The organism is Microcystis sp., from assembly GCF_048564745.1.
Taxonomy (GTDB): domain Bacteria; phylum Cyanobacteriota; class Cyanobacteriia; order Cyanobacteriales; family Microcystaceae; genus Microcystis; species Microcystis ichthyoblabe_A.
In genome coordinates this window covers 95,484-115,969 of record NZ_JBLZRT010000012.1, presented here as the reverse complement: position 1 = coordinate 115,969, position 20,486 = coordinate 95,484, and the positions used below count along the sequence as shown (strand labels likewise).

Annotated in this window: 14 protein-coding genes; 5 read left to right on the top strand and 9 right to left on the bottom strand. The window is 42.7% G+C overall.

The genetic code is table 11. The annotated features are described in order from the left end of the window. Positions 1-12: 12 nt before the first annotated feature. Positions 13-1,347, top strand: coding sequence for a flotillin family protein (locus ACOCD9_RS01900; protein WP_419546230.1), 1,335 nt, complete (start codon positions 13-15; stop codon positions 1,345-1,347). A gap of 176 nt (positions 1,348-1,523) precedes the next feature. Here the strand turns inward: ACOCD9_RS01900 and hemL are convergent, their stop codons facing one another. Next, on the bottom strand, positions 1,524-2,825 hold the full coding sequence (hemL, locus tag ACOCD9_RS01895; RefSeq protein WP_419546229.1) for a glutamate-1-semialdehyde 2,1-aminomutase: 1,302 nt from the start codon (positions 2,823-2,825) through the stop codon (positions 1,524-1,526). Between the two features lie 404 nt (positions 2,826-3,229). On the opposite strand from hemL, the gene dnaN reads away from it, so the two are divergent. Continuing rightward, positions 3,230-4,378, top strand: coding sequence for a DNA polymerase III subunit beta (dnaN, locus tag ACOCD9_RS01890; protein WP_002739977.1), 1,149 nt, complete (start codon positions 3,230-3,232; stop codon positions 4,376-4,378). Positions 4,379-4,654: 276 nt separating this feature from the next. Here dnaN and ACOCD9_RS01885 read toward each other — a convergent pair whose 3' ends face one another. From ACOCD9_RS01885 to ACOCD9_RS01875, 3 genes are all read right to left on the bottom strand, one after another. Next, positions 4,655-6,706, bottom strand: a complete 2,052-nt coding sequence (locus ACOCD9_RS01885) for an FAD-dependent oxidoreductase (RefSeq protein WP_419546228.1) — start codon at positions 6,704-6,706, stop codon at positions 4,655-4,657. Positions 6,707-6,949: 243 nt separating this feature from the next. Next, positions 6,950-7,513: a Uma2 family endonuclease gene (locus ACOCD9_RS01880; RefSeq protein WP_287700368.1), complete on the bottom strand. Its 564-nt coding sequence runs from the start codon at positions 7,511-7,513 to the stop codon at positions 6,950-6,952. Positions 7,514-7,571: 58 nt separating this feature from the next. Next, positions 7,572-9,098 (bottom strand): AAA family ATPase, encoded by a 1,527-nt coding sequence (locus tag ACOCD9_RS01875; protein WP_419546227.1) that lies wholly within the window; start codon positions 9,096-9,098, stop codon positions 7,572-7,574. A gap of 836 nt (positions 9,099-9,934) precedes the next feature. On the opposite strand from ACOCD9_RS01875, the gene ACOCD9_RS01870 reads away from it, so the two are divergent. Together ACOCD9_RS01870 and ACOCD9_RS01865 are read left to right on the top strand one after the other, a co-directional pair. Beyond that, positions 9,935-11,749, top strand: coding sequence for an EAL domain-containing protein (locus tag ACOCD9_RS01870; RefSeq protein ID WP_419546226.1), 1,815 nt, complete (start codon positions 9,935-9,937; stop codon positions 11,747-11,749). Positions 11,750-12,099: 350 nt separating this feature from the next. Next, the gene (locus ACOCD9_RS01865; protein WP_287700363.1) at positions 12,100-13,101 is read left to right on the top strand and encodes a phosphoribulokinase; all 1,002 of its coding nucleotides are present in this window, start codon (positions 12,100-12,102) and stop codon (positions 13,099-13,101) included. Positions 13,102-13,153: 52 nt separating this feature from the next. Here the strand turns inward: ACOCD9_RS01865 and ACOCD9_RS01860 are convergent, their stop codons facing one another. The 5 genes from ACOCD9_RS01860 to ACOCD9_RS01840 form a co-directional block, all read right to left on the bottom strand. After that, positions 13,154-13,867 carry a response regulator gene (locus tag ACOCD9_RS01860; protein ID WP_419546225.1) on the bottom strand — a complete coding sequence of 238 codons (714 nt, stop codon included), beginning with the start codon at positions 13,865-13,867 and terminating at the stop codon, positions 13,154-13,156. Positions 13,868-14,836: 969 nt separating this feature from the next. Next, on the bottom strand, positions 14,837-15,898 hold the full coding sequence (mtnA, locus tag ACOCD9_RS01855) for an S-methyl-5-thioribose-1-phosphate isomerase (protein WP_419546224.1): 1,062 nt from the start codon (positions 15,896-15,898) through the stop codon (positions 14,837-14,839). A 158-nt stretch (positions 15,899-16,056) separates the two neighbouring features. Then, a complete protein-coding gene (locus tag ACOCD9_RS01850) occupies positions 16,057-16,452 on the bottom strand; it encodes a helix-turn-helix domain-containing protein (protein ID WP_287700358.1) in 396 nt (131 codons plus the stop codon). 298 nt (positions 16,453-16,750) lie between these two features. Continuing rightward, on the bottom strand, positions 16,751-18,358 hold the full coding sequence (locus ACOCD9_RS01845; protein ID WP_419546223.1) for an MFS transporter: 1,608 nt from the start codon (positions 18,356-18,358) through the stop codon (positions 16,751-16,753). 83 nt (positions 18,359-18,441) lie between these two features. After that, a complete protein-coding gene (locus ACOCD9_RS01840; RefSeq protein ID WP_287700355.1) occupies positions 18,442-18,729 on the bottom strand; it encodes a YggT family protein in 288 nt (95 codons plus the stop codon). Between the two features lie 263 nt (positions 18,730-18,992). Between ACOCD9_RS01840 and fumC the strand changes: the two genes are divergently transcribed. Then, on the top strand, positions 18,993-20,396 hold the full coding sequence (fumC, locus tag ACOCD9_RS01835) for a class II fumarate hydratase (protein WP_287700353.1): 1,404 nt from the start codon (positions 18,993-18,995) through the stop codon (positions 20,394-20,396). The last annotated feature ends 90 nt before the right edge of the window (positions 20,397-20,486 follow it).

Sequence of the window (20,486 nt, the reverse complement as noted above, 5' to 3'; positions counted from 1 at the left end):
GGGTAACTAACTATGAATAGTCAAAATAATTCCTATCTCATCCAAATCAATCCCAATCAATACGACAACAATAACAATAACAGTGCTGGCAATTTATTATTGAATAGTGTTCCCATCGCTTTATTGATATTTCTGGGGATCGGTGCGATTTGGTTTATCAATTCTTTTTTGTGTATTTGTAAACCCAATGAAGTAGTCATCCTGAGTGGGATGAAACGCAAATCAAAAGATAGACAAGATGCAGGTTATCGAGTTATATCGGGGGGTCGGGCGATTCGTATTCCAATTTTAGAAACCGTTAAACGCATGGATGTCACCACAACCCCGATCAGAATTGAGATTAAAAATGCCTATTCTAAGGGCAATATTCCCCTGAATATAGTGGCAATTGCTAACGTGAAAGTTAGTTCTAAACCTGAAATAGTCGGCAATGCGATCGAACGTTTTTTAGATCGAGATCGAGAAGAAATTATTCGCGTAGCTAAAGAAACTTTAGAAGGAAACTTGCGGGGTGTAGTCGCAACAATGACCCCCGAACAAGTGAACGAAGATCGCCTAAAATTTGCCGAAAGTATTACCAGTAACGTTAGTAAAGACCTGTTTAAACTCGGTTTAGAAATTGATACTCTCAAAATTCAAAATGTTGCCGATGACGTGGATTATCTTAACTCCCTCGGACGGGAAAGAATCGCTTTAGTCATGCGTGATGCTGAAATTGCTGAATCAAATGCCCTCAATGAAGCTGAACAAATAGTCGCGGAATGTGAGGAACAGGCAACCGTAGCTAAAACCCGCGATCAAATTATCATTTTAGAGCAAGAAAACGAGTTGAGAAAGTTAAAGGCAAAACTGGAACAACAGGCTAAATCGGAAGAAGAAATAACTATCGCCGCCGCTAAGGAAAAACGTGCTATAGTTGAAGAAAAATTTCAACAGGTCAGGGCAGAATTGGAAAGATTACGTCTCCAAGCAGATCAAGTTTTACCCGCAGAAGCGCAGCAGGAGGCCGAAACTTTCCGCGCTAGAGGACAAGCGGCAATTTTTGAAGAAAATGCTAAAGCTGAAGCCTTGGTTAACGAATTATTCGCGGAAGTCTGGCAAAACACCGGCAGCGAAGCAGAAGCAATTTTCTTGATTCAACAGTTAGAAACTATCCTGGAAGAAGCGATTAAAATTCCTAAACGATTACACCTCGAGCGAGTTAATATCGTTGATAATGGTGATGGTAAATCCCTGGCTACCCTGATCAAAGTCTATCCCGAAATCGTTAATCAATTCCTCGCCAGTGTCCATCAAACCCTCGGTATTGATGTGGTGGGAACTCTCACCAATAAAATTGAAAAATAGCAGTCAGAAAACCTACTAAACAGGCCTTCTAAAATAGATTGTAACCGAGATCGAGCAGGGTTAAAACCGCACTCGATCTCACCGATAATAATCCCCGTCTTTTGCAAGCGGGGAGATGTCAACTCATCAATACTTGGGACCCTATCAATCAATTTTCCCGGTCGAAGCAGCATTGACTATAAACTTGCTAAAACCTCCTTAGCGGCGGCCAAAGTCCGTTCGATATCGGCCTCTGTGTGAGCTAAAGAAGTAAAACCGGCTTCAAACTGGGAAGGAGCTAGATAAACGCCTCTTTCCAACATTCCCCGGTGAAAACGACCAAATTTAGCCACATCGGCCTTTTTGGCATCTTCATAATTATGCACGGGGGTGCCAGTAAAAAACATCCCGAACATGGCACTGATATGACCCCCAGAAACGCTATGACCAGCATCTCTAGCCACTTTCAGCAGCCCTTCAGTTAAGGATTTGGTCACTTTATCGAGATATTGGTAGGTGCCGGGGCGCTGGAGTAACTCGAGGGTTTTAATTCCTGCTGTCATGGCCAAAGGGTTGCCGGATAAGGTTCCCGCTTGGTACATCGGGCCGGCCGGAGCCACCATCGCCATAATATCGGCCCGACCACCGTAGGCCCCCACCGGCAGCCCACCGCCGATAACTTTGCCGAGGGTGGTTAAATCGGGGGTAATGCCGAATTTTTCCTGAGCGCCACCGTAGGCGATGCGGAATCCGGTCATTACCTCATCAAACATTAATAAGGCTCCGTATTCCTTGGTTAATTCCCGCAATCCTTCTAAAAAGCCTGCATCCGGCACGATAAAGCCAGCATTACCCACCACTGGCTCTAAAATCACCCCGGCGATAGAGTCGGGATTTTCGACAAAGAGGGCTTTTACCGCTTCCAGGTCATTGTAGGGGGCGGTTAAAGTGTTGTTAGTGGTGGTTTTGGGAACCCCCGGCGAGTCGGGTAGGCCCAGGGTGGCTACACCAGAGCCAGCTTTAACCAGGAACATATCGGCATGACCGTGGTAACAGCCCTCGAATTTGATGATTTTATCCCGGCCGGTAAAAGCCCGCATTAAGCGCAGGACGGACATACAGGCTTCGGTGCCGGAATTGACAAAACGCACCATTTCAATGCTGGGAACGGCATCAATCACCATTTCAGCGAGAATATTTTCCTGGACACAGGGAGCGCCAAAACTGGTCCCTTTGTCCAGGGCCTGGTGTAGGGCGGCAATCACTTCGGGATGGGCATGACCACAGATAGCCGGCCCCCAAGTTCCCACATAGTCGATGTATTCGTTACCGTCCACGTCGCGAATATAGGCCCCTTTGACGCTTTCAAAAACGATGGGTTGACCACCGACGGATTTAAAGGCCCGCACGGGGGAACTGACACCCCCCGGCATTAATTTTTGAGCGGCTGTAAAGATTTCTTTCGATTTTGTTGTTTGATACGAAGATGTGCTAACCAATCCTGTCTCCTTGTCTATTTGAGTCTATCGGTTTCGGGGAATGCCCGGAGCTTTGTTTTGTTAATTTCCTGCTGCTTGTTCCATTTTAAAGATCACCAGCCTACATTTTACGCAATTTTTTCCCTAAGAAAGATGCTGGTCGGCTCAAGTCTCGCTCTTCTTAACTTATAGCCCCAGGGTTAACAGCTGATAGAATTGGCTGAGAAAGGGCGAAAATTTCACTTTTGACCATTTTTCCACAATCTTTTTAGAATTGCCAGAAAAACCTAGCAATGGGCGAAGTTATTGCTATTGATAGATTTTAGACCAGAAAGAGCGATCGAAAAAAGCTCCGGTTTTCCACAGATTTTCCACAGGGGAATTCTTGCTATTATTTTTTAGCGTACAAAAAAACTATTCCTGCTATGAAATTTACCAGTAGTCAAAGCGAACTCAACAGCAATTTATCCCTAGTTAGTCGGGCCGTTGCCAGTCGTCCTACCCATCCGGTGTTGGGCAATGTTCTCTTTTGTGCCGATGAGGAAAAGGGCGAAATTAGCCTGACTGCTTTTGATTTGAGTTTAGGGATTCGCACCAGTTTTCGGGCCGAGGTGGTGGAAGGGGGTAAGATTACCCTGCCGGCAAAATTACTTAACGATATTGTCTCTCGTTTGGGAGAGGGGGAAATCACTATCTCTGTGGAAGAAAACGAGAATGATGAGGAGCATAGTCTCGCTTTCCTGAAAACTGCCTCGGCACAGTTCCAAATTCGCGGCATGAAGGCCGATGAGTTCCCAGAATTGCCCACGGTGGCCGATGGAGAAATTGTTAATTTACCTATAGTTGCCTTGACAGAGGGACTAAAAGGTGCATTGTTTGCCGCTAGTGGCGATGAAACTAAACAGGTGTTGACGGGGGTGCATTTAACTAAAACCGTCGATTGTCTAGAATTTGCCGCTACAGACGGTCATCGTTTAGCGGTGGTACAAACTCCCCTAGAGGAGGTGGAAAGTGCCTCTGGTGGCTTTAATGTCACCATTCCGGCCCGGGCCCTGCGAGAATTGGAAAGAATGATGGCAACAAAACAAAATATCGAGACTATTACTCTGCATGTGGATGATTCTCAAGTCATCTTTGAAATGGGGGAACAGAGGTTAACCAGTCGTAAGTTAGAAGGGGCCTATCCCACTTATAATCAGTTAATTCCTAAATCCTTCGAGCGTTCTTTGGTTTTAGACCGCAAACAATTAATCCGTTGTTTGGAATTAGTGGCGGTTTTATCGGACCAAAAGAATAATTTAGTCAAGTTTAGTCTCGATAGCGAAAATGACCGTTTATCCCTAGCGGTGGAATCTCCTGATTTAGGTAGCGCCAAAGAGTCCATGGCGGCGGAAATTCAGGGAGAAAGTGGCGATATTGCCTTTAATGTTAAATATTTGATGGACGGTTTGAAGGCTTTACCCAATAATGATATCCAAATGCAGTTAAATGCTAGTACCCAACCGGTTATTTTTACCCCCTTGGGAGGTTTAAAGATGACCTATTTGGTGATGCCGGTACAAATTCGTCAGTAATTTTTACCTAGCAACTAGAGAAGGAGAGGGAGACTTTTCAGCTATCAGCTTTCAGCATTTGTTTGGCAATTGATTAGGCAGTTTTCTAGTTATTAAGTAGGTAGGCGTTAAAAGTTGTCAGCTCCCCCCGCCTATCGGCACCCCCCTTATCAAGGGGGGCAGGGGGGATCGAACCTAAAATCCATTTTTAATTTAATTATAACCAGCTACTTATCACAGTCCGAGTCGCTGACTGCTGACTGCTTAAAGACTCCTGACTCCCCCAATTCCTGGTAATTAATACCAATCATCCATCGACCGGAAAATTGAGGCATCGGGGAACACAGTGGGATTACCACTAGCGTCGATTTTTTGCCGTAATTCTCGCAATTGTTGATTGCCGATGAGAAAATCACTTTCTACTAATTGATAGGGCAGTACATTATTATCTAAAGCATACACTGCCGTGATGCCAGCAGCTACCCCAGAGGACCACTCGAAGGAATGGACACGATAGGCGGCCGCGGCAATATGACTGAGAGCGATACTTTTACCCGCTATCAGTAAATTATCGATTTTTTGGGGAATTATAGCCCTTAAAGGGATCTCGAAGGGGTAAGCTTGGCCCTGTCCCTGTCTTTCTCCTGCTTTTTCTGTATTACCCGGTTTTTCGGGGGGATGTTCCGTCATGCAGGGATGAAAATCAATCGCATAGTGACCGATACCGACGGAATCGGGGTAAATAGTCGATCGCTTGCGTTTAACGGCCTGATCGGGGGATAATGTGCCATCAAGCACGGAAAATCCCTCTAATCCTGCCAAGGTGGCAATTAAGCGCCGATATTCTGCCGGAGAAAGATTTTGACGATAGAAATCGCTTTGAAAATTTTGTCGGGAAATATCGATTTCTGTGACGGTAAAACCAGTGGGGAAAGTCAGGGAAGGACGACCGATAATCCGTCTTGCTTCCCGAATATAGGGATATTTTGACAAACCGTGGGCAGTTCCCATGGGAGAATCAAAACCGGACAGATAACGGTTATTCAAATGGGGAACTTTTACCCCGTCCCCTAACTGGGAATCGGTGGTTCCTTCTACTAACCAATAATAGTAGGAAATGGCGTGTTCTTCGCCCCTGGCGAGGGTTTCTGTGCGTAATCCTCCCATCCATCCCCCCGGAGATAACTGTCCTAACTCTTGCAACTGTTCACGGGTGTAGATAAAGTTATCCTTTGCAGTCCCCGGACGATAATCATTTCCCCAAGTCCAATTCTGCATGGAGATATCCCCCGGGACGGGTTCGGTAAAAGTAATTCCCCCAAAGGTTTTCTCTTTACCCAGTTGTGGACTCCAAATACGACGATAGGTGAAAACTAGGTCAAAATCGGCTAATCGCGGCAATTCATAGCTAAAATAGGGGGCATAGCGTTCATAATAAACGGGTTTCTCGTGGGTTTGTGGTTTTTCTGTTTCCTCCATGGCGAAGGTATAGGTAAAGCCTTGGGTACAGTAGGGGTCGCCAGTGACGCTAGAGGAAGAAGGTTCGAGATAACTGCGCTTATCGACACCTAAACGGTAGGGAATATCTGATAATCCGATGATTTCCCCGGTTTCGGTCGCTTCAATCACATACCAATCTGCTAATTGATTCGGTTGGGAGGATTTGGAGACAAAACGGAGGATTTTTTTATCAAAACGGGGAGAATTTTCGTAGCGATAGATATCCTCCATTTTTTGCGATAAAAACTCGGTATTTAGGGGAGGAGTACCTTTTGCGGGACTATGTTGAATGGCAATTACACTGGTAATCTGTTGACCGGTGCCGCGATTGGGTAAAGTTTCAATATTTAATTCTTTGACTACCGTGGAGGGAAACCATTTCAGGGTTCCTTTACCTTTTTTGGCAGCGTCTTCTAACTGTTGAAATAATAATTTATGTCCGTCAAAAGGGAAAAAACAAGACCCACTTACCCAACATTCCCCGGGGTTTTGTTTGCCGTAATGTTTTCTAATTCTTTCCCTAAATTCTAGATAACCTTTCGGGAAAAATAATTTTTCTCTTTGTGTCCGTCTTTCATCTAACGCTGAGGTTCCTTGAGAAGATATCTGTCCCCCCACCCAGTCGGTAATCTCGGTTAAACAGACGGTTTTTCCTAATAATAAGGCTTCGTAGGCCGCACCGGCACCGGCTAAACCACCACCCACCACCAGAATATCACAGCCGACGCTTTGATCCGGTTCTCGTGGGGGGGCTGCTAGGGTAAGGGGAGTGAAAGCTTGTAGGAGAAATAATCCCAGAGAGAGGGATTTAAGAGGAGTAAAGTGATGATTGAAAATTTTAGGGGACATTATTGACAAATATCAATGTTGTGGCTGAGAGTTTCCTCTTTCTTTGAAGAAGTAGCCAGGGCATCTGTTCCTGAAATCCTGATGTTTTTTTTGGGCGATATTGAGAACTTTGTAGCTTGATGCTGGCTTTTGAGAGATTATACACCTTCAAGCTGACAATCGATCGCTTTTCTGGAAATGTTTTGACAAAATAGAGACATTCTGACTCGGTGTCATTCCCTTTGTTATTCCCTGTCATCCTTCCTAGGTTAAATGCAAAACAAACCCGGGTAAGACATCTTCCCCAGATAAAATCGCAGGTAAATTAATAATTTCCACACCGCTATTTAGTCGGTAGATTTCCACCTGCTGCTGTTGAGGATTAATCAACCAACCCAAACGTAAACCACTGGCTAAATATTCGCGCATCTTTTCGCGTAAAGAGGTTAAGGAATCAGTACGAGAACGTAATTCAATCACAAAATCTGGGCATAAAGGTGGGAACTTTTCTCGCTCTTCTGCGCTCAAAGCTTCCCATCTTTCCCGTTTTATCCAAGCAACATCAGGAGAACGATATCCTCCCTTTGGTAAACGAAAAATTGTCGAAGAACTAAAGACTTTACCAGAATTACTTTGACGATTCCAAATCGTTACATCAGCAATTAAATCAGCTTCTCGATTACCACTATTTCCACCCACGGGAGGCATAATTAACAATTCTCCTTTTTGATTACGTTCTAAATTCCATGTTTGATTAGCCTGACAGAGATGATAAAATTGTTCATCGGTCAGATTAACTGTCTCGATATTTAACACTACCGTTTCCATAATCACTTCTCCTTTTTGCTACTTTATAAGAATGGCTATATCGGTGATTCATCTCAACCTATTTACCTAATTGACTCTCTAAAAATTCTCGCCAATCGGGATTAGTAGTGTCTAGGGAAATTAGATAGGGTTGTTCTTTTTCATTAAAAGGTTCTGTTTTCTCAATTTGGGCATTTAAAACCTCGATAGTAGCGTCAGAAATATCACATTTTCTAGCGGCAATCCGTTGTTTTAAAACTTCTATAGGTGCGTGACAATAGACAATATGAAAAGGAATCTGTAAATTTTGGGCATAGGTTAATAAGGGTTCTCGCCAAGCATATTTATCATAGCGTGCATCGAGAATAACTGGATAACCTAAAGTTATTAAAATTCGGGCTAATTCCGCTAGTCTAGCGAAGGTTTTTTGACTCATTTCGAGACTATATATATCTAGACTTCCTGTTTGATTTAAGTCAATTCCAGCCAAATGTTTGCGAACTGCATCGGAACGAATCTGAATAGCATTAAGATTTTTAGCAATTACTTTCCCTATGGTACTCTTACCCGATGCAGAAAATCCCGACATTAGAATTAATCTCGGTTTCTGCGGTTGGGTGTACTGCCAAGCTAATTGATAATAATCTTGTGCATTTGCTTTAATTTTCTCGGAAAAACTGTCACCATCAAGCAAAAAACTATTGACTTTTGCCCTCACATATGCTTGTCTGGTCAGGTAGAGAGGCAAGACTTTTAAACCCTCCCAGTCCGCGGTTTGTTCTAAATAAGTATTGACAAATAAATTAGCGAAATCTTCTCTGCCCCTAGCGGTTAAATCCATGACTGTAAAAGCAATATCATACATGACATCAACGAAGCGAAAAGATTCATTAAATTCTATGCGATCAAATAATTGTATTTCTCCCTGCCACTGACAGATATTATTTAAATGTAAGTCGCCGTGACATTCGCGAATCATCCCTTTTATTTGTCTTTCCTCTAACCAATCTCGGTGTTCTGCGAAGAATTTATCTGTATAAGCTTTCGTTTCATCGTATTGTTTTTGGGTTTGGACAAAATTAATATATTTCTCGGTTTGTTGATAGTTTTCATCAAAAGCTTGTTTAACAATTTCCAAATTGCCAAACTGAGTAATATAGGAATTAGTCACAGCTTGCCGATGAAATTGCGCCACTTTTTCAGCCAAAGACTCGATCACTTTTTCTTTTAGTTCTCCCCGTTCAAAAATTTTACTCAGTAAACATTCTTGGGGAAACTGATTCATTTTTAAAATGTATTCTATCACTTTTCCTTTGCCATTTAAACTTATGCTACCCAGTTCATCATTAATTGACAAAACTTCCAGATAGATATTAGCGGCAACCTTTTTATTTAACTCTAGTTCCTGTTCTAGATAATATTTTCTCTTTTCTAAAGTTGAGAAATCCAAAAAATTATAATTAACTGGTTTCTTGACTTTATAGGCATAATCTCCTGTCAAGAAGATCATTGAAGCATGGGTTTGGATAATTTCAACGGGAATTTTGACAGAATGAGGATAAAAGTCGGGATTTTTTAATTCTTCGATTAATCGGTTGCTATCCATAGGGAGAACTCCTCGGTGGTACATCTCATTTTTGTCAATTTACTAAGTTAGAATTTTTAAAGGGAAAATCTCTGCTAAAATCGGGGTTTATTTCTGATTTTATCACTCAATCTAGTCCCTTGAGGCTTTCTACTCCCCAAACCCCTTGGGGAGTACAGGACTTCGCGACCCACGCGCGTGGTTTTAGATGTCCGTGGAGAAAGTGCCTCCCCTAAAGGTCAGAAAGCATTAGCTTTGCAAGTAGGATGCTTATAGACGGTTGCCCGTACATTTGTATTAGTTTGTTGCTGATAGTCGGTATTTCTGCAAATGTGAGATGCAGCAGGTCTAAATTAATGAAAACTGCATCATGCAGGATGAGAGCTTTGCCAACTCAGCTTTAAGGGACTTGCGGGAATTAGGGATGCAGTTGGTTTTAGATAATTTTGATGCCGGCTATTCCTGATTAAGTTATATTTATAAGTACACCCTCGACAGTATCAATATCGAACCTTTACCCCATCTTTACCATCAAAAACCAAGAATTTAGCCATGTTATCGACTATGATCGGCCTAGGGCAGAATTTGAATTTACGAGTTATTGTCGTTATTGCCGTCGGAGGAGAAAGTTTACAACAGTTGGACACTTGCCCACGTCTCGATTGTTAAGAAGTACAATGGTTTTGGCTGACTCGGACTTTGAACCCCGAAGATGTGACACAATTGCTGTTAAGTAACTGTTCCGAATTACCCCCAACACTTTATTGAGAAAATAAATTAACTTAAAGACGAATAAGCCACAGCTTTTGAAAGAACATATTAACTTATATTTTTAGTTTTGTCGAGGTGCTGAAAAAATGATTAATGGTTCATCCAATTCCCGTTATCTCCTGATTGTGGAAGATCCTCAAGGTAGAAGAACAATTACCCTAGAGGACATGAAATATTCTCTTGGTCGTAAGTCTGATAATCAAATTGTTCTTCGCTCCAAACACGCGTCTCGCTATCATGCGACTTTAATTAAAAAGAGTATTGATAGCCAAAAATTTTCCTATTGGATTCTTGATGGTGATTTAGAGGGAAATAAAAGTCATAATGGCATTTATGTAAATGGGTCTAAATGCTTAATTCATGAATTAAAAGATGGTGATTTAATTAACTTTGGCTGTGATATAAATGCCAGTTTTCATTTAATAGCCAGTCAAGCAAAAATAGAGCGAGAATCAGTTGAAAGTCTAGGACAGTTACAAGGGAACCCTACGGAAAATGAAACCCATTCTAGCGATAATGACCCCCATGCAAAAAGTACCTTAATTCTCCATCAAGCTCCATCGCAAATCATAAGTTTTAATAGCAAGATTCAAGAGGAATATTCTTCGGTTGTTTTCACGGATTTACCTAACCGTTCTCTCTTTAATGAATACCTCTCAAGTGCTATTAATAATGCCCAGAAAAATAATAAACTGATCGGGCTGTTATTATTGGATGTAGGTTGGCTAAAAAATTTCAACAATCAACTAGGTTATCGACTGGGAGATAAACTATTAAAAATCTTAATTGAACGTTTAAGAAAAAGTTTGCGATCAGAGGATATGGTCGCCCATTGGAGAGGGTACGAATTTATTATCCTGCTGCCACAAATTAATGCTGCTAATGATCTAGGAAAAGTTAGTCAAAGAATTATTAAAACCCTAGAAAGTAATTACGAAATCGACAATCACTCCCTGGCCGTGCGACTAAGTTTAGGTTCAGTTATCTATCCCCCCGACGGCACAGACAGGAAAGAAATATTACAGAAACTGGAGGAAAATTTAGTAGCAGTCAAAAATAATATAAATAATAACTCCCAGATAGATTCAGTTAATGTTCCCCCTAAAAATACTCGTAGTTCTAAAGTTGAATATTTTCTCTATCAGGCAATCAGAAATAATGAATTAGCTCTTTACTATCAACCGCAAGTTAATATCACTCAGGGGCAAGTGGAAGGATTGGAGGTATTATTGCGCTGGTTACACCCTCAATTCGGATTAATCCCCCCTAGTCGTTTTTTACCCTTAGTCGAAGAAAGCGAGTTAATGCTTGAGCTTAATCGTTGGGTGCTAAAAAATGCCTGTCAACAGGCACAAATATGGCAGCAGCGGGGATTATTATACACTCCCATCTCGATCAATCTGTCCCCGCACCAATTGCGCGATCCCCAGTTGCTCACCACCCTCAAAGAAGTCTTGACTGAAACCAAAATCGGGCCTTTCTTTCTGGAGGTGGAAATAACCGAGACAAGTTTACTGGAAAATAGCCGCGAAACTGGTCGAATTCTTGGGGATTTGCAGAAATTGGGTGTTAGTATTACCCTCGATGATTTTGGCAGCGGTTACGCTTCGATCGCCTATCTCGGTCAATTTCCCGTCAAAAAACTGAAAATAGAGCAGTCTTTAACAAAAAAACTGACTGATGCTCCCCAAGATACCCGTTTTATCTCGTCATTGCTGGCGATAGCGAAAAGTTTTAACTTAATAGCGATCGCCAAGGGAGTAGAAACCCAACAACAATTAGAAATCCTGCAAGAATTAGGTTGTGAGAGAATGCAAGGCAATCGCATCAGTTCTCCTCTAGCAGTGGAGGAAATGACTAAATTTCTCCACATCCACCGCACCCTCTCAGTTGGGGATTAGGAGTTAGTCCTGATGAAAAAATTTTCACCAGCACAGATGAAAGAGGTTTCTTTCCCCACACCCTCTTTCCAGTCAGGAGACAGGAGACAGCTTTTGTGTATTCTCCCCACTTGCCACTTTCCACTGATAACTGATAACTGATAACTGATAACTGATAACTGATTTTGGCCACTGATTCCGGTATGATCTGAACAGAATATCTAGTATCAAATACCTACTCATTCTAGCGTAAGGCTCTTGCCGAACCTGTCAGCAGCAGAAATTTGTGGCGGCGGGTTACTGCTGGATCCAGAGTCTGGTTTAATTACATACTATGGGTTAACAATTAGTTGTGTATTTAGAGGGAAACTATGGCCAATAAGCCAGAGCGCGTGGTTCTAATCGGTGTAGCTGGGGACTCCGGTTGTGGGAAATCTACTTTTTTACGTCGTTTGACCGATTTATTCGGGGCCGAGTTTATGACAGTGATCTGTTTAGATGACTACCATTGCCTCGATCGCAAACAGAGAAAAGAGGTGGGTGTCACCGCACTCAATCCGAAAGCGAATAACTTTGACCTGATGTACGAGCAGATTAAAGCTCTCAAGGAAGGTCAAGCCATTAATAAACCTATTTATAATCATGAAACGGGGATGATCGATCCCCCCGAAATCATCGAACCGAATAAGGTAATCGTGATCGAGGGACTACACCCCTTATATGATGAACGAGTCCGGGCCCTATTAGATTTCAGCGTTTATCTCGATATTAGCGATGAAGTCAAAGTTAACTGGAAAATTCAACGGGATATGGCCGAGCGCGGTCACACCTATGATGATGTGATGGCGGCCATTAATTCTAGAAAACCCGATTTCAGTGCCTATATCGATCCCCAAAGACAGTACGCTGACGTGGTGATTCAAGTGCTGCCCACCAAATTACTTGAAGATCACGAAAGTAAATTACTGCGGGTCCGTTTAATCCAGAAAGAAGGGGTAGAAAACTTTGAACCCGCTTATCTGTTTGATGAAGGTTCCACCATCGATTGGCGGCCCTGTGGTCGTAAATTGACCTGCACTTATCCCGGTATTAAACTCTACTATGGTCCAGATGGCTTCTTGGGAAATGAAGTGTCGATTCTGGAACTAGATGGTCAATTCGATAACCTCGAAGAAATGATCTACATCGAAAGCCATTTGAGCAAAACTGGCACTAAATACTACGGTGAAATGACGGAATTACTGCTCAAACACAAGGATTATCCCGGTTCCACCAATGGTACGGGTTTATTCCAAGTATTGGTCGGTCTCAAAATGCGTGAAACCTACGAAAAACTAATGGCAGCCGAAGCAAAAGTGGCAGCGTCAGTCTAGTTTCTAGTTTTGACCGAACTGGCATCCTATATGGTTAGGGTGCCGGTTTTTTTTAATCTACTAATCCCGATCGCAGGGCCAGCACTGCCGCTTGAGTGCGATCATCCACAGAGAGTTTATTTAAGATATTGCGGACATGGGTTTTCACCGTGCCGATGGTGATATAGAGTCGACTGGCAATCTGGGCATTACTACAACCCGCAACAATCAGATCGAGAATTTCTAGCTCTCGTTCCGTTAGGGGCGCATTTTCCAATAATTGACGATATTCTGGGTCAAGGCCGTGAATTGCCACTGTTTTCGACCTGGCAGCCCCACCCACGGGAACTGTTTGGCGCACTTGTTGCAGGATAATATTGGCGATCGCAGGATCGATCCAGGGATTGCCTTCCCAGGTGCAATAAATCGCCTCGATTAATTTGTCGACGCTGGTATCCTTCATACAGTAGGAATCAGCCCCAGCAGCAAAAGCCGCTAAAACCTGTTCTGGGGTTTTGTGCATGGTTAGGATCAGGATTTTCGTGGCCAAGCTGTCTTCGCCCTGATTTTGTTGGAAGCGTCGCACTAACTCGATCCCATCGATCATGGGTAAACCTATATCGATGATCGCCACATCGGGTTTAGTCTCCTCTAGCAGTTTCAGTCCCTGTAATCCACTGATCGCTTCCCCTACGACTTGAATTCCCTCCCGATGCTGGAGAGCCGCCACTAACCCCATGCGCGTTAGATCGTGATCTTCTACAACGACAACCCGCACTATATTCATATTTTTTGACGAGTTCCGCCGAATTGGACGTTGCTTTGCTAATTTTGAATTTTGGATTATTAGAGTCCCCCCCCAACATTGACTTCACTCCGTTCTCCCTTTCTTGAATTCCACTTTCTTATCTTCATCCGGCAATTTCCTTTTTCCAGTTGATTTTATTTCTACTTACTAAAAGTAAGGCCTGCCAAGATACTTAAATCCTCCTCAAATCTACCTAAATCTACACTTTACCGTTCGGAGCTTGGTCTTTACCCTTCCATTATAACATCGTTTAAATCTCGATTAGGTAAAGATTTAACAGGAATAAATTTTCGAGCTGCTTGGGTTTTAAGAGAATAAAACCAAGCTCTGGTTCATTTAATTTTTTTAGACTATTTCAACACAAATCTTTTAAGTAAACAAAAAGATCTATCTGGGGATTAACTAAGATTAATTAAGCTGAATATAGCGTTTCTGATTCACAAGAGGTACATTCCCGATCCTGAACAGCTTAATCAGCAAAGGTTTAAGCGTGCCGCACAGATGCGAGAACTGCTATAATAGCGTTTCCTAAGCTAGTGAGGTACACCTGTTTTTCTTCCCCTTTGCCTTTTGCCTAAAACCCATAACTTTTGTACCTCAGCAGACTGAAAAACGCTATAGATAAGCTAAGACGCATTTAACCCGCTTATTCTTAGATTAGCCGAACCTCCCCCAATCCCTTGACTGTTGCCTTTTGCCGTTCGGCTGAGCTCACGGCCGAAGCCTCTTGCCTCGTCTCAACAAGCAATTTAAATTAGGAACAGCTTAAAAGCAAATCCTAATCATTGTCTTCCTTGATGTTATGCCCCTATGCCATTTCGGTCTATTTGTCAATAGTGATCTTACCCATTTTCTCCTTGGCCGTCACCTCCAATTAGATTGAGGCGGAATTTTTCCCCACTGTGGCAATCCAGATAAAAATGGTGTGAGTGGGGAAAAAGCTCACCCCTAGTATTCCTGTAAAAAAATTAATTCAGCCGGCGTTACCGCTCCTTTTTCCGTAATGATAGCGGTGATTAAAGCGGCCGGAGTAACATCGAAGGCAGGGTTATAAAAATTAACATTTCTAGGGCAAAGGGTAGTGGTTCCCACCTGATAAATTTCGGCACTATCGCGCTGTTCGATCGGGATACCCGTACCATCCTTAAGGGAAAAATCCACCGTCGATAGGGGGGCAGCCACATAAAAAGGCAGATTATGAGCTTTTGCCACCACTGCGAGGGAATAGGTGCCGATTTTGTTGGCCGTGTCCCCATTGGCCGCAATGCGATCGGCCCCAACGATCACCGCATCGATCAGTTTTTGCTGCATACAGTGGGCCGCCATGCTATCGGTGATCACGGTGACGGGGATTCCCTCCCGCGCACATTCCCAGGCGGTTAATTTTGCCCCTTGCAGCCGCGGCCGGGTTTCGTCTGCATACACTTGTATTAATCTCCCCGCCGTCCAAGCGGAACGAATTACCCCTAAAGCAGTACCATAACTGGCCGTGGCCAGGGAACCAGTATTACAGTGGGTTAAAATTGTCAGTTTTTCTGGTTGCTCTGGCAGCGCCAATAAACCATGATGACCGATCGCCCGACAGGTTTCCACGTCTTCTTTTTGGATATTGTGGGCAGTTTCCAGGAGATTTTTGCTAATTATTGCCACTTCTGGGCCACTTTCCCTGGCCACTTTTAACATTCGCTCGATCGCCCAGAATAAATTCACCGCCGTCGGCCGGGTTTGGGCTAATCGATCGGCTATTCTAGTTAAATCGGCCAGAAACTGCTCTTTCTGGTTGGTTTTAATTTCCTGCGCTCCTAAAACCATACCGTATGCAGCCGCTACCCCGATCGCCGGAGCACCACGGACAATCATCGTTTCGATCGCCCGGGCCATGGCTTCACTGCTGGTGATCTCAACTTCCCCATACTCCATGGGTAAACGGGTTTGATCGATCAGCCAAACTTTGTTATCTTGCCAACGCACGGGATAGATTGAGTTATTCTCGGCATTGTTTGTGGTCATAATTAGTAATCTCCGTAATAGTTGCAAAATTTTGGTTTTTTTGAAGAGGTCTAGTCTCGTGCGCTCTAGTTACTTTAAGCGATCGAGCTTGGATTCTGGTCATAGCTAGATTCGAGTTTAATCTTATACATCCCGAATTTTATCCTTTATATTCTTGTCTAAGTTTTTGGACTCTTTCTATCTATTTTTCGGTCGGTTGTAGAGTTTTTTTTGCGGGTGATTCTCAAGCGTTCGGCTATTCTTGCCACTGTGGCCACACTTAACACTATACCGGTTCTTTCTAGGAATAGTTTCGATAGTTCGGCTAGAGTTGCGTCATTATTTTCCTCAATCAAATCACCGAGGGCGATCATCTGTTCTGGCGTAAGTTTTAAATGACGGCCACATCGATAAGTCTTCGGTCGAATATCTCCCGTTTCTCGAGATTGCTTCAAAAGCTTTTGTACGAAACTTAAGGTTACGCAGAATCTTTTCGCTAATTGTCTTTGAGAGATGGGTTCGTTATAATAACAGTCTAGGATTTTCTGACGGAACTCTACTGGATAGGGTTTCATTTTTTTTACAATTTAGCTATCGATAACATTATACTCATTGAAGACATTATGCTGCTGGGTCGATTGTACCCAGTAATCAGTAGTTCAAAAGTCAATACAAGTGCTTTAGGGTAAAGGTTTACTGATTTTTTTGGGCAGGAAGTTCGGGAATAAATAAAAATAATTTCCTGTCTCCTGACGGCGGACAATTGATGTTTAAGTACCTAAGCAAAATTAATTACACATATCTAACCACCTCTTGCCTCTTGCCTTTTGCCTTTTGCCTTTCTTCACTAGGAAATTTATTTTACACGACTACTTACTTTTCCGCTTGTCTTCTTGCTGCTAATTGGTCTAAAATTTCGGCGTGAACTTGGCGAGTAATTGGATAAAAATAGGCAAGAATTAAACTAATGATCAGAAAAAATGCCGGTAAAGGGGCAATTGCTAGGCGAATTGCTATTAAAGCACTATCCGGCTGCAGGGGAATTGCTTCTCCTGGTATTCTCGGTTTAAACCCCGATGTTTCTAGAGCAATACCGACAAGAAATAACCCCAAAGCTAAACCAATTTTTTGCAAAAGTACCATAAAAGCATAAAAAATACCTTCTCGACGTTTTCCTGTTTCTAATTCGTCTAATTCAATCACATCAGGAACCATTGACCAAGGAATTAAATAAGCCACAGATACGCCAAATCCCGCCAAAACCGCCAAAGTGTACATTAAAGTTATTTCTCCTGGTTGGAGCAAAAATAAACCAATTTGGGCGATAATCCAGACTGTCATCCCTAAAAAATAGACTATCTTTTTGTCTAATTTCTGACTAACTGCTTGCCAGAAAAATAACATCACTAAAGCTGTTCCCTGTACTGCTAAAGCGACTAAACCCGATTCTGCTTCCGATAGCCTCATGTAGCTGACGACGTAGTAAACCAAAATTGAGGCGGTTAATTGTACTCCTAACCAAGCACAAAGATAGATGCCAATAACGTATAAAAAGGGACGATTACCAAAAACTATTTTTAATTGTTCTTTCAGGGGAATAGTTTCAGTATTATTATCCGCTTCTCTCTGTTTAATTGCTGCGCTATCCTTGAGATGATTTTCAGTTTTACCATAGTAAATAGTTAAACCAGAAACTATCCCTTGTATTCCTAATAAAATTGTGGAAATAGCGATAAAGTCTCTGGGATTTCCCCCAATTTTTCCTACTCCATAGACCAAGGAAAGCGCACCAATAACTATAAAAGCAATTGCCAAAACTCTTTTCTGAGCGGGATTGAGAATCGCTTTTGCTCCTCGTTCTTGTAAAACTAAAGCGCACCAAATAACTGCTATAATTGAGATTAAAGCACAAACTACACCTAACAATAAAAAAGCTTTATGGAGATCATTGGCATAGGACGATGAGACGAGAATATAGAGAATTAATGAGAGAATGCTACCCCCGATCGAAAAGGCAAAACGAAAACTATTTAAGCGGGTTCTCTCATTATAATCATAAGTTAATTCAGGGGTGAGCGCCTGGTAGGGAAGATTGACTACCGTGTAGGTTAAATTAAAAATAATGCCGATAAAAATATAATATAAAAATAACCATAATTGGTTATTGGTCGGGATTAACCACAGTAAAAAATAGCTAATTCCGAAGGGAATCGACCCCAATAACATCCATGGTAAGCGACGACCCCAGATAGTACGAGTTTGATCGCTCCACATACCAATGATCGGATCGTTAATAGCGTCGAAAATTCTCACCACCATCAGCACACTACCGGCTAATCCTGCCGATAATCCTGCCACATCAGTGAGGAAAAATAGCAGGTAAAATACTGAGATATTGGCAGTGATAGCTGGTCCCAAATCGCCAGCACCATAGGCGATTTTTGTGGTTAAATTGAGTTTTTCAGAACTTAAATGAGCCATAAACGCAATTACAGAGATTAAAATAAGCTTAACTGTTCTGGGGGCATTGTCAACCTTTTTCACCCAATATCCAAGAGGTCTAATTATTTTAAGGCCATGGTAATTAAACCCTGTTGACCGAGAAGAATTTCCCGCAGCAGCGTACAAATTCCCACCCAAATAATCGGAGAAATGTCAACTCCTCCCAAGGGGGGTATGAGTTTACGCACGGGGATTAAAAAAGGTTCTGTTGGCCAAGCAATAATATTAAAGGGAAAGCTATTTAAATCTACCTGTGGATTCCAAGTCAGCACGATCCGTAAGATAAACAAAAGGGTCATCAACCCTAAGATAATTCCCAATGTCCAAATTAATGCGATCGCTGTGTCCATAGTCTCCAATCCCGTCTTTTTTACCGATTATTTTCCCTACAATATAACAGTTTTTGTCTCATAATCGCCCCAGCACCCTGCCAGTTATTCTTGTCAACCTCCCAGGTAAAAATGCCGCCAATAAAAAGTCCCCATAGGGCTTGACAAATCAGCCAGACTTGACTTATACTTTTCTTATAATGGGAATCCGTGCCGACTTGGAGACCCTCTCTTTTCAGTCCAGATAACGACCATCTTTTGCTGACCTCAGAAGTAACTTAAAGATGACAGAATTTCGCATCGAGAAAGACAGCATGGGAGAAATTCCCGTACCTACCGATAAACTTTGGGGAGCGCAGACCCAAAGATCCCTACAATACTTTAGTATCGGTGATAATCTCATGCCCCGGGAGATGATCGGGTCCTATGCCATTCTCAAAAAAGCCTGTGCGATTGTCAATCAGCAAAAAAATCGTCTCAGTCAGGAGAGAAAAAACCTTATCTGTCAAGTCTGCGATGAAATTTTAGCCGGACAACACGCAGATAACTTTCCCCTCTACGTTTGGATGACGGGAAGTGGCACTCAGTTTAACATGAACATCAACGAAGTCATCTCCAATCGTTGTAGTCAACTGACGGGGAATCCTCTGGGGAGCAAAACCCCCGTGGATCCTAACGATCATGTTAATATGTCCCAATCGACTAATGATTCCTTTCCCTCGGCCATGTATATTGCCGTTGCCTTGGCAGTCAAGGAAAAATTAATTCCCAGTCTGCAACTATTACGGAATAGTCTCGATGAAAAGGCGCAATTATGGGCAAATATAGTTAAAATTGGTCGCACTCACCTACAGGATGCCACCCCTTTAACCCTCGGACAAGAATTCTCCGGTTATGTGGGTTTATTGGATGATGGCAGCGATTGGCTAGAAAAATGTCTAGAAAAAGTCTATCGTTTATCCTTGGGAGGAACTGCCGTCGGTACGGGAATTAATGCTCCCCCAGATTTTGATCGAGATGTGGCTGCCGAAATCGCTAATCTGACCAAATTACCCTTTATTACGGCTCCTAATAAGTTTACCGTGCAAGGTTCCCACGATGCTCTGGTTTTCTTGAGCGGGGGACTGAAAACTATCGCTAGTTCCCTCTATAAAATTGCTAATGATATCCGTTTACTTAGCTGTGGTCCCCGTTGTGGAATCGGAGAATTACAGCTGCCGGAAAATGAACCGGGTTCTTCAATTATGCCGGGGAAAGTTAATCCCACCCAATGCGAAGCTTTATCGATGATAGCAGTGCAGGTGATGGCTAATGATTTAGCGGTGACGATGGGAGGCGCCGGAGGACATCTGGAAATGAATGTCTATAAACCGCTGTTGATTCATAATCTCATGCAGTCTATCCGGCTGCTCACTGATGGTTGCAGTAATTTCTGTCAGTTTTTGGTTAAGGGGATGACTGCTAATCAAAAACAAATTGAGACTTTTTTAAATCAATCCTTGATGCTGGTGACTGCCTTAAGTCCCGTGATTGGCTACCAAAAGGCTGCCTACGTCGCTCATTATGCCCTAGAAAAGGATTTAACTCTGAAAGTGGCAGCCTTGCAACTAGGATACATCGAGGAAGCGGATTTTGATCGCATTGTTGACCCCGCTAAGATGGTCAATCCCTACGTTGCCGATGGTTAATTCTCTGAAGGGATAACTGCCACAAAAATCAGAGGTCGCAGGAAGGCACAGATTCCCACTATACATATAAGTATATGGCAAGCGGCGGGA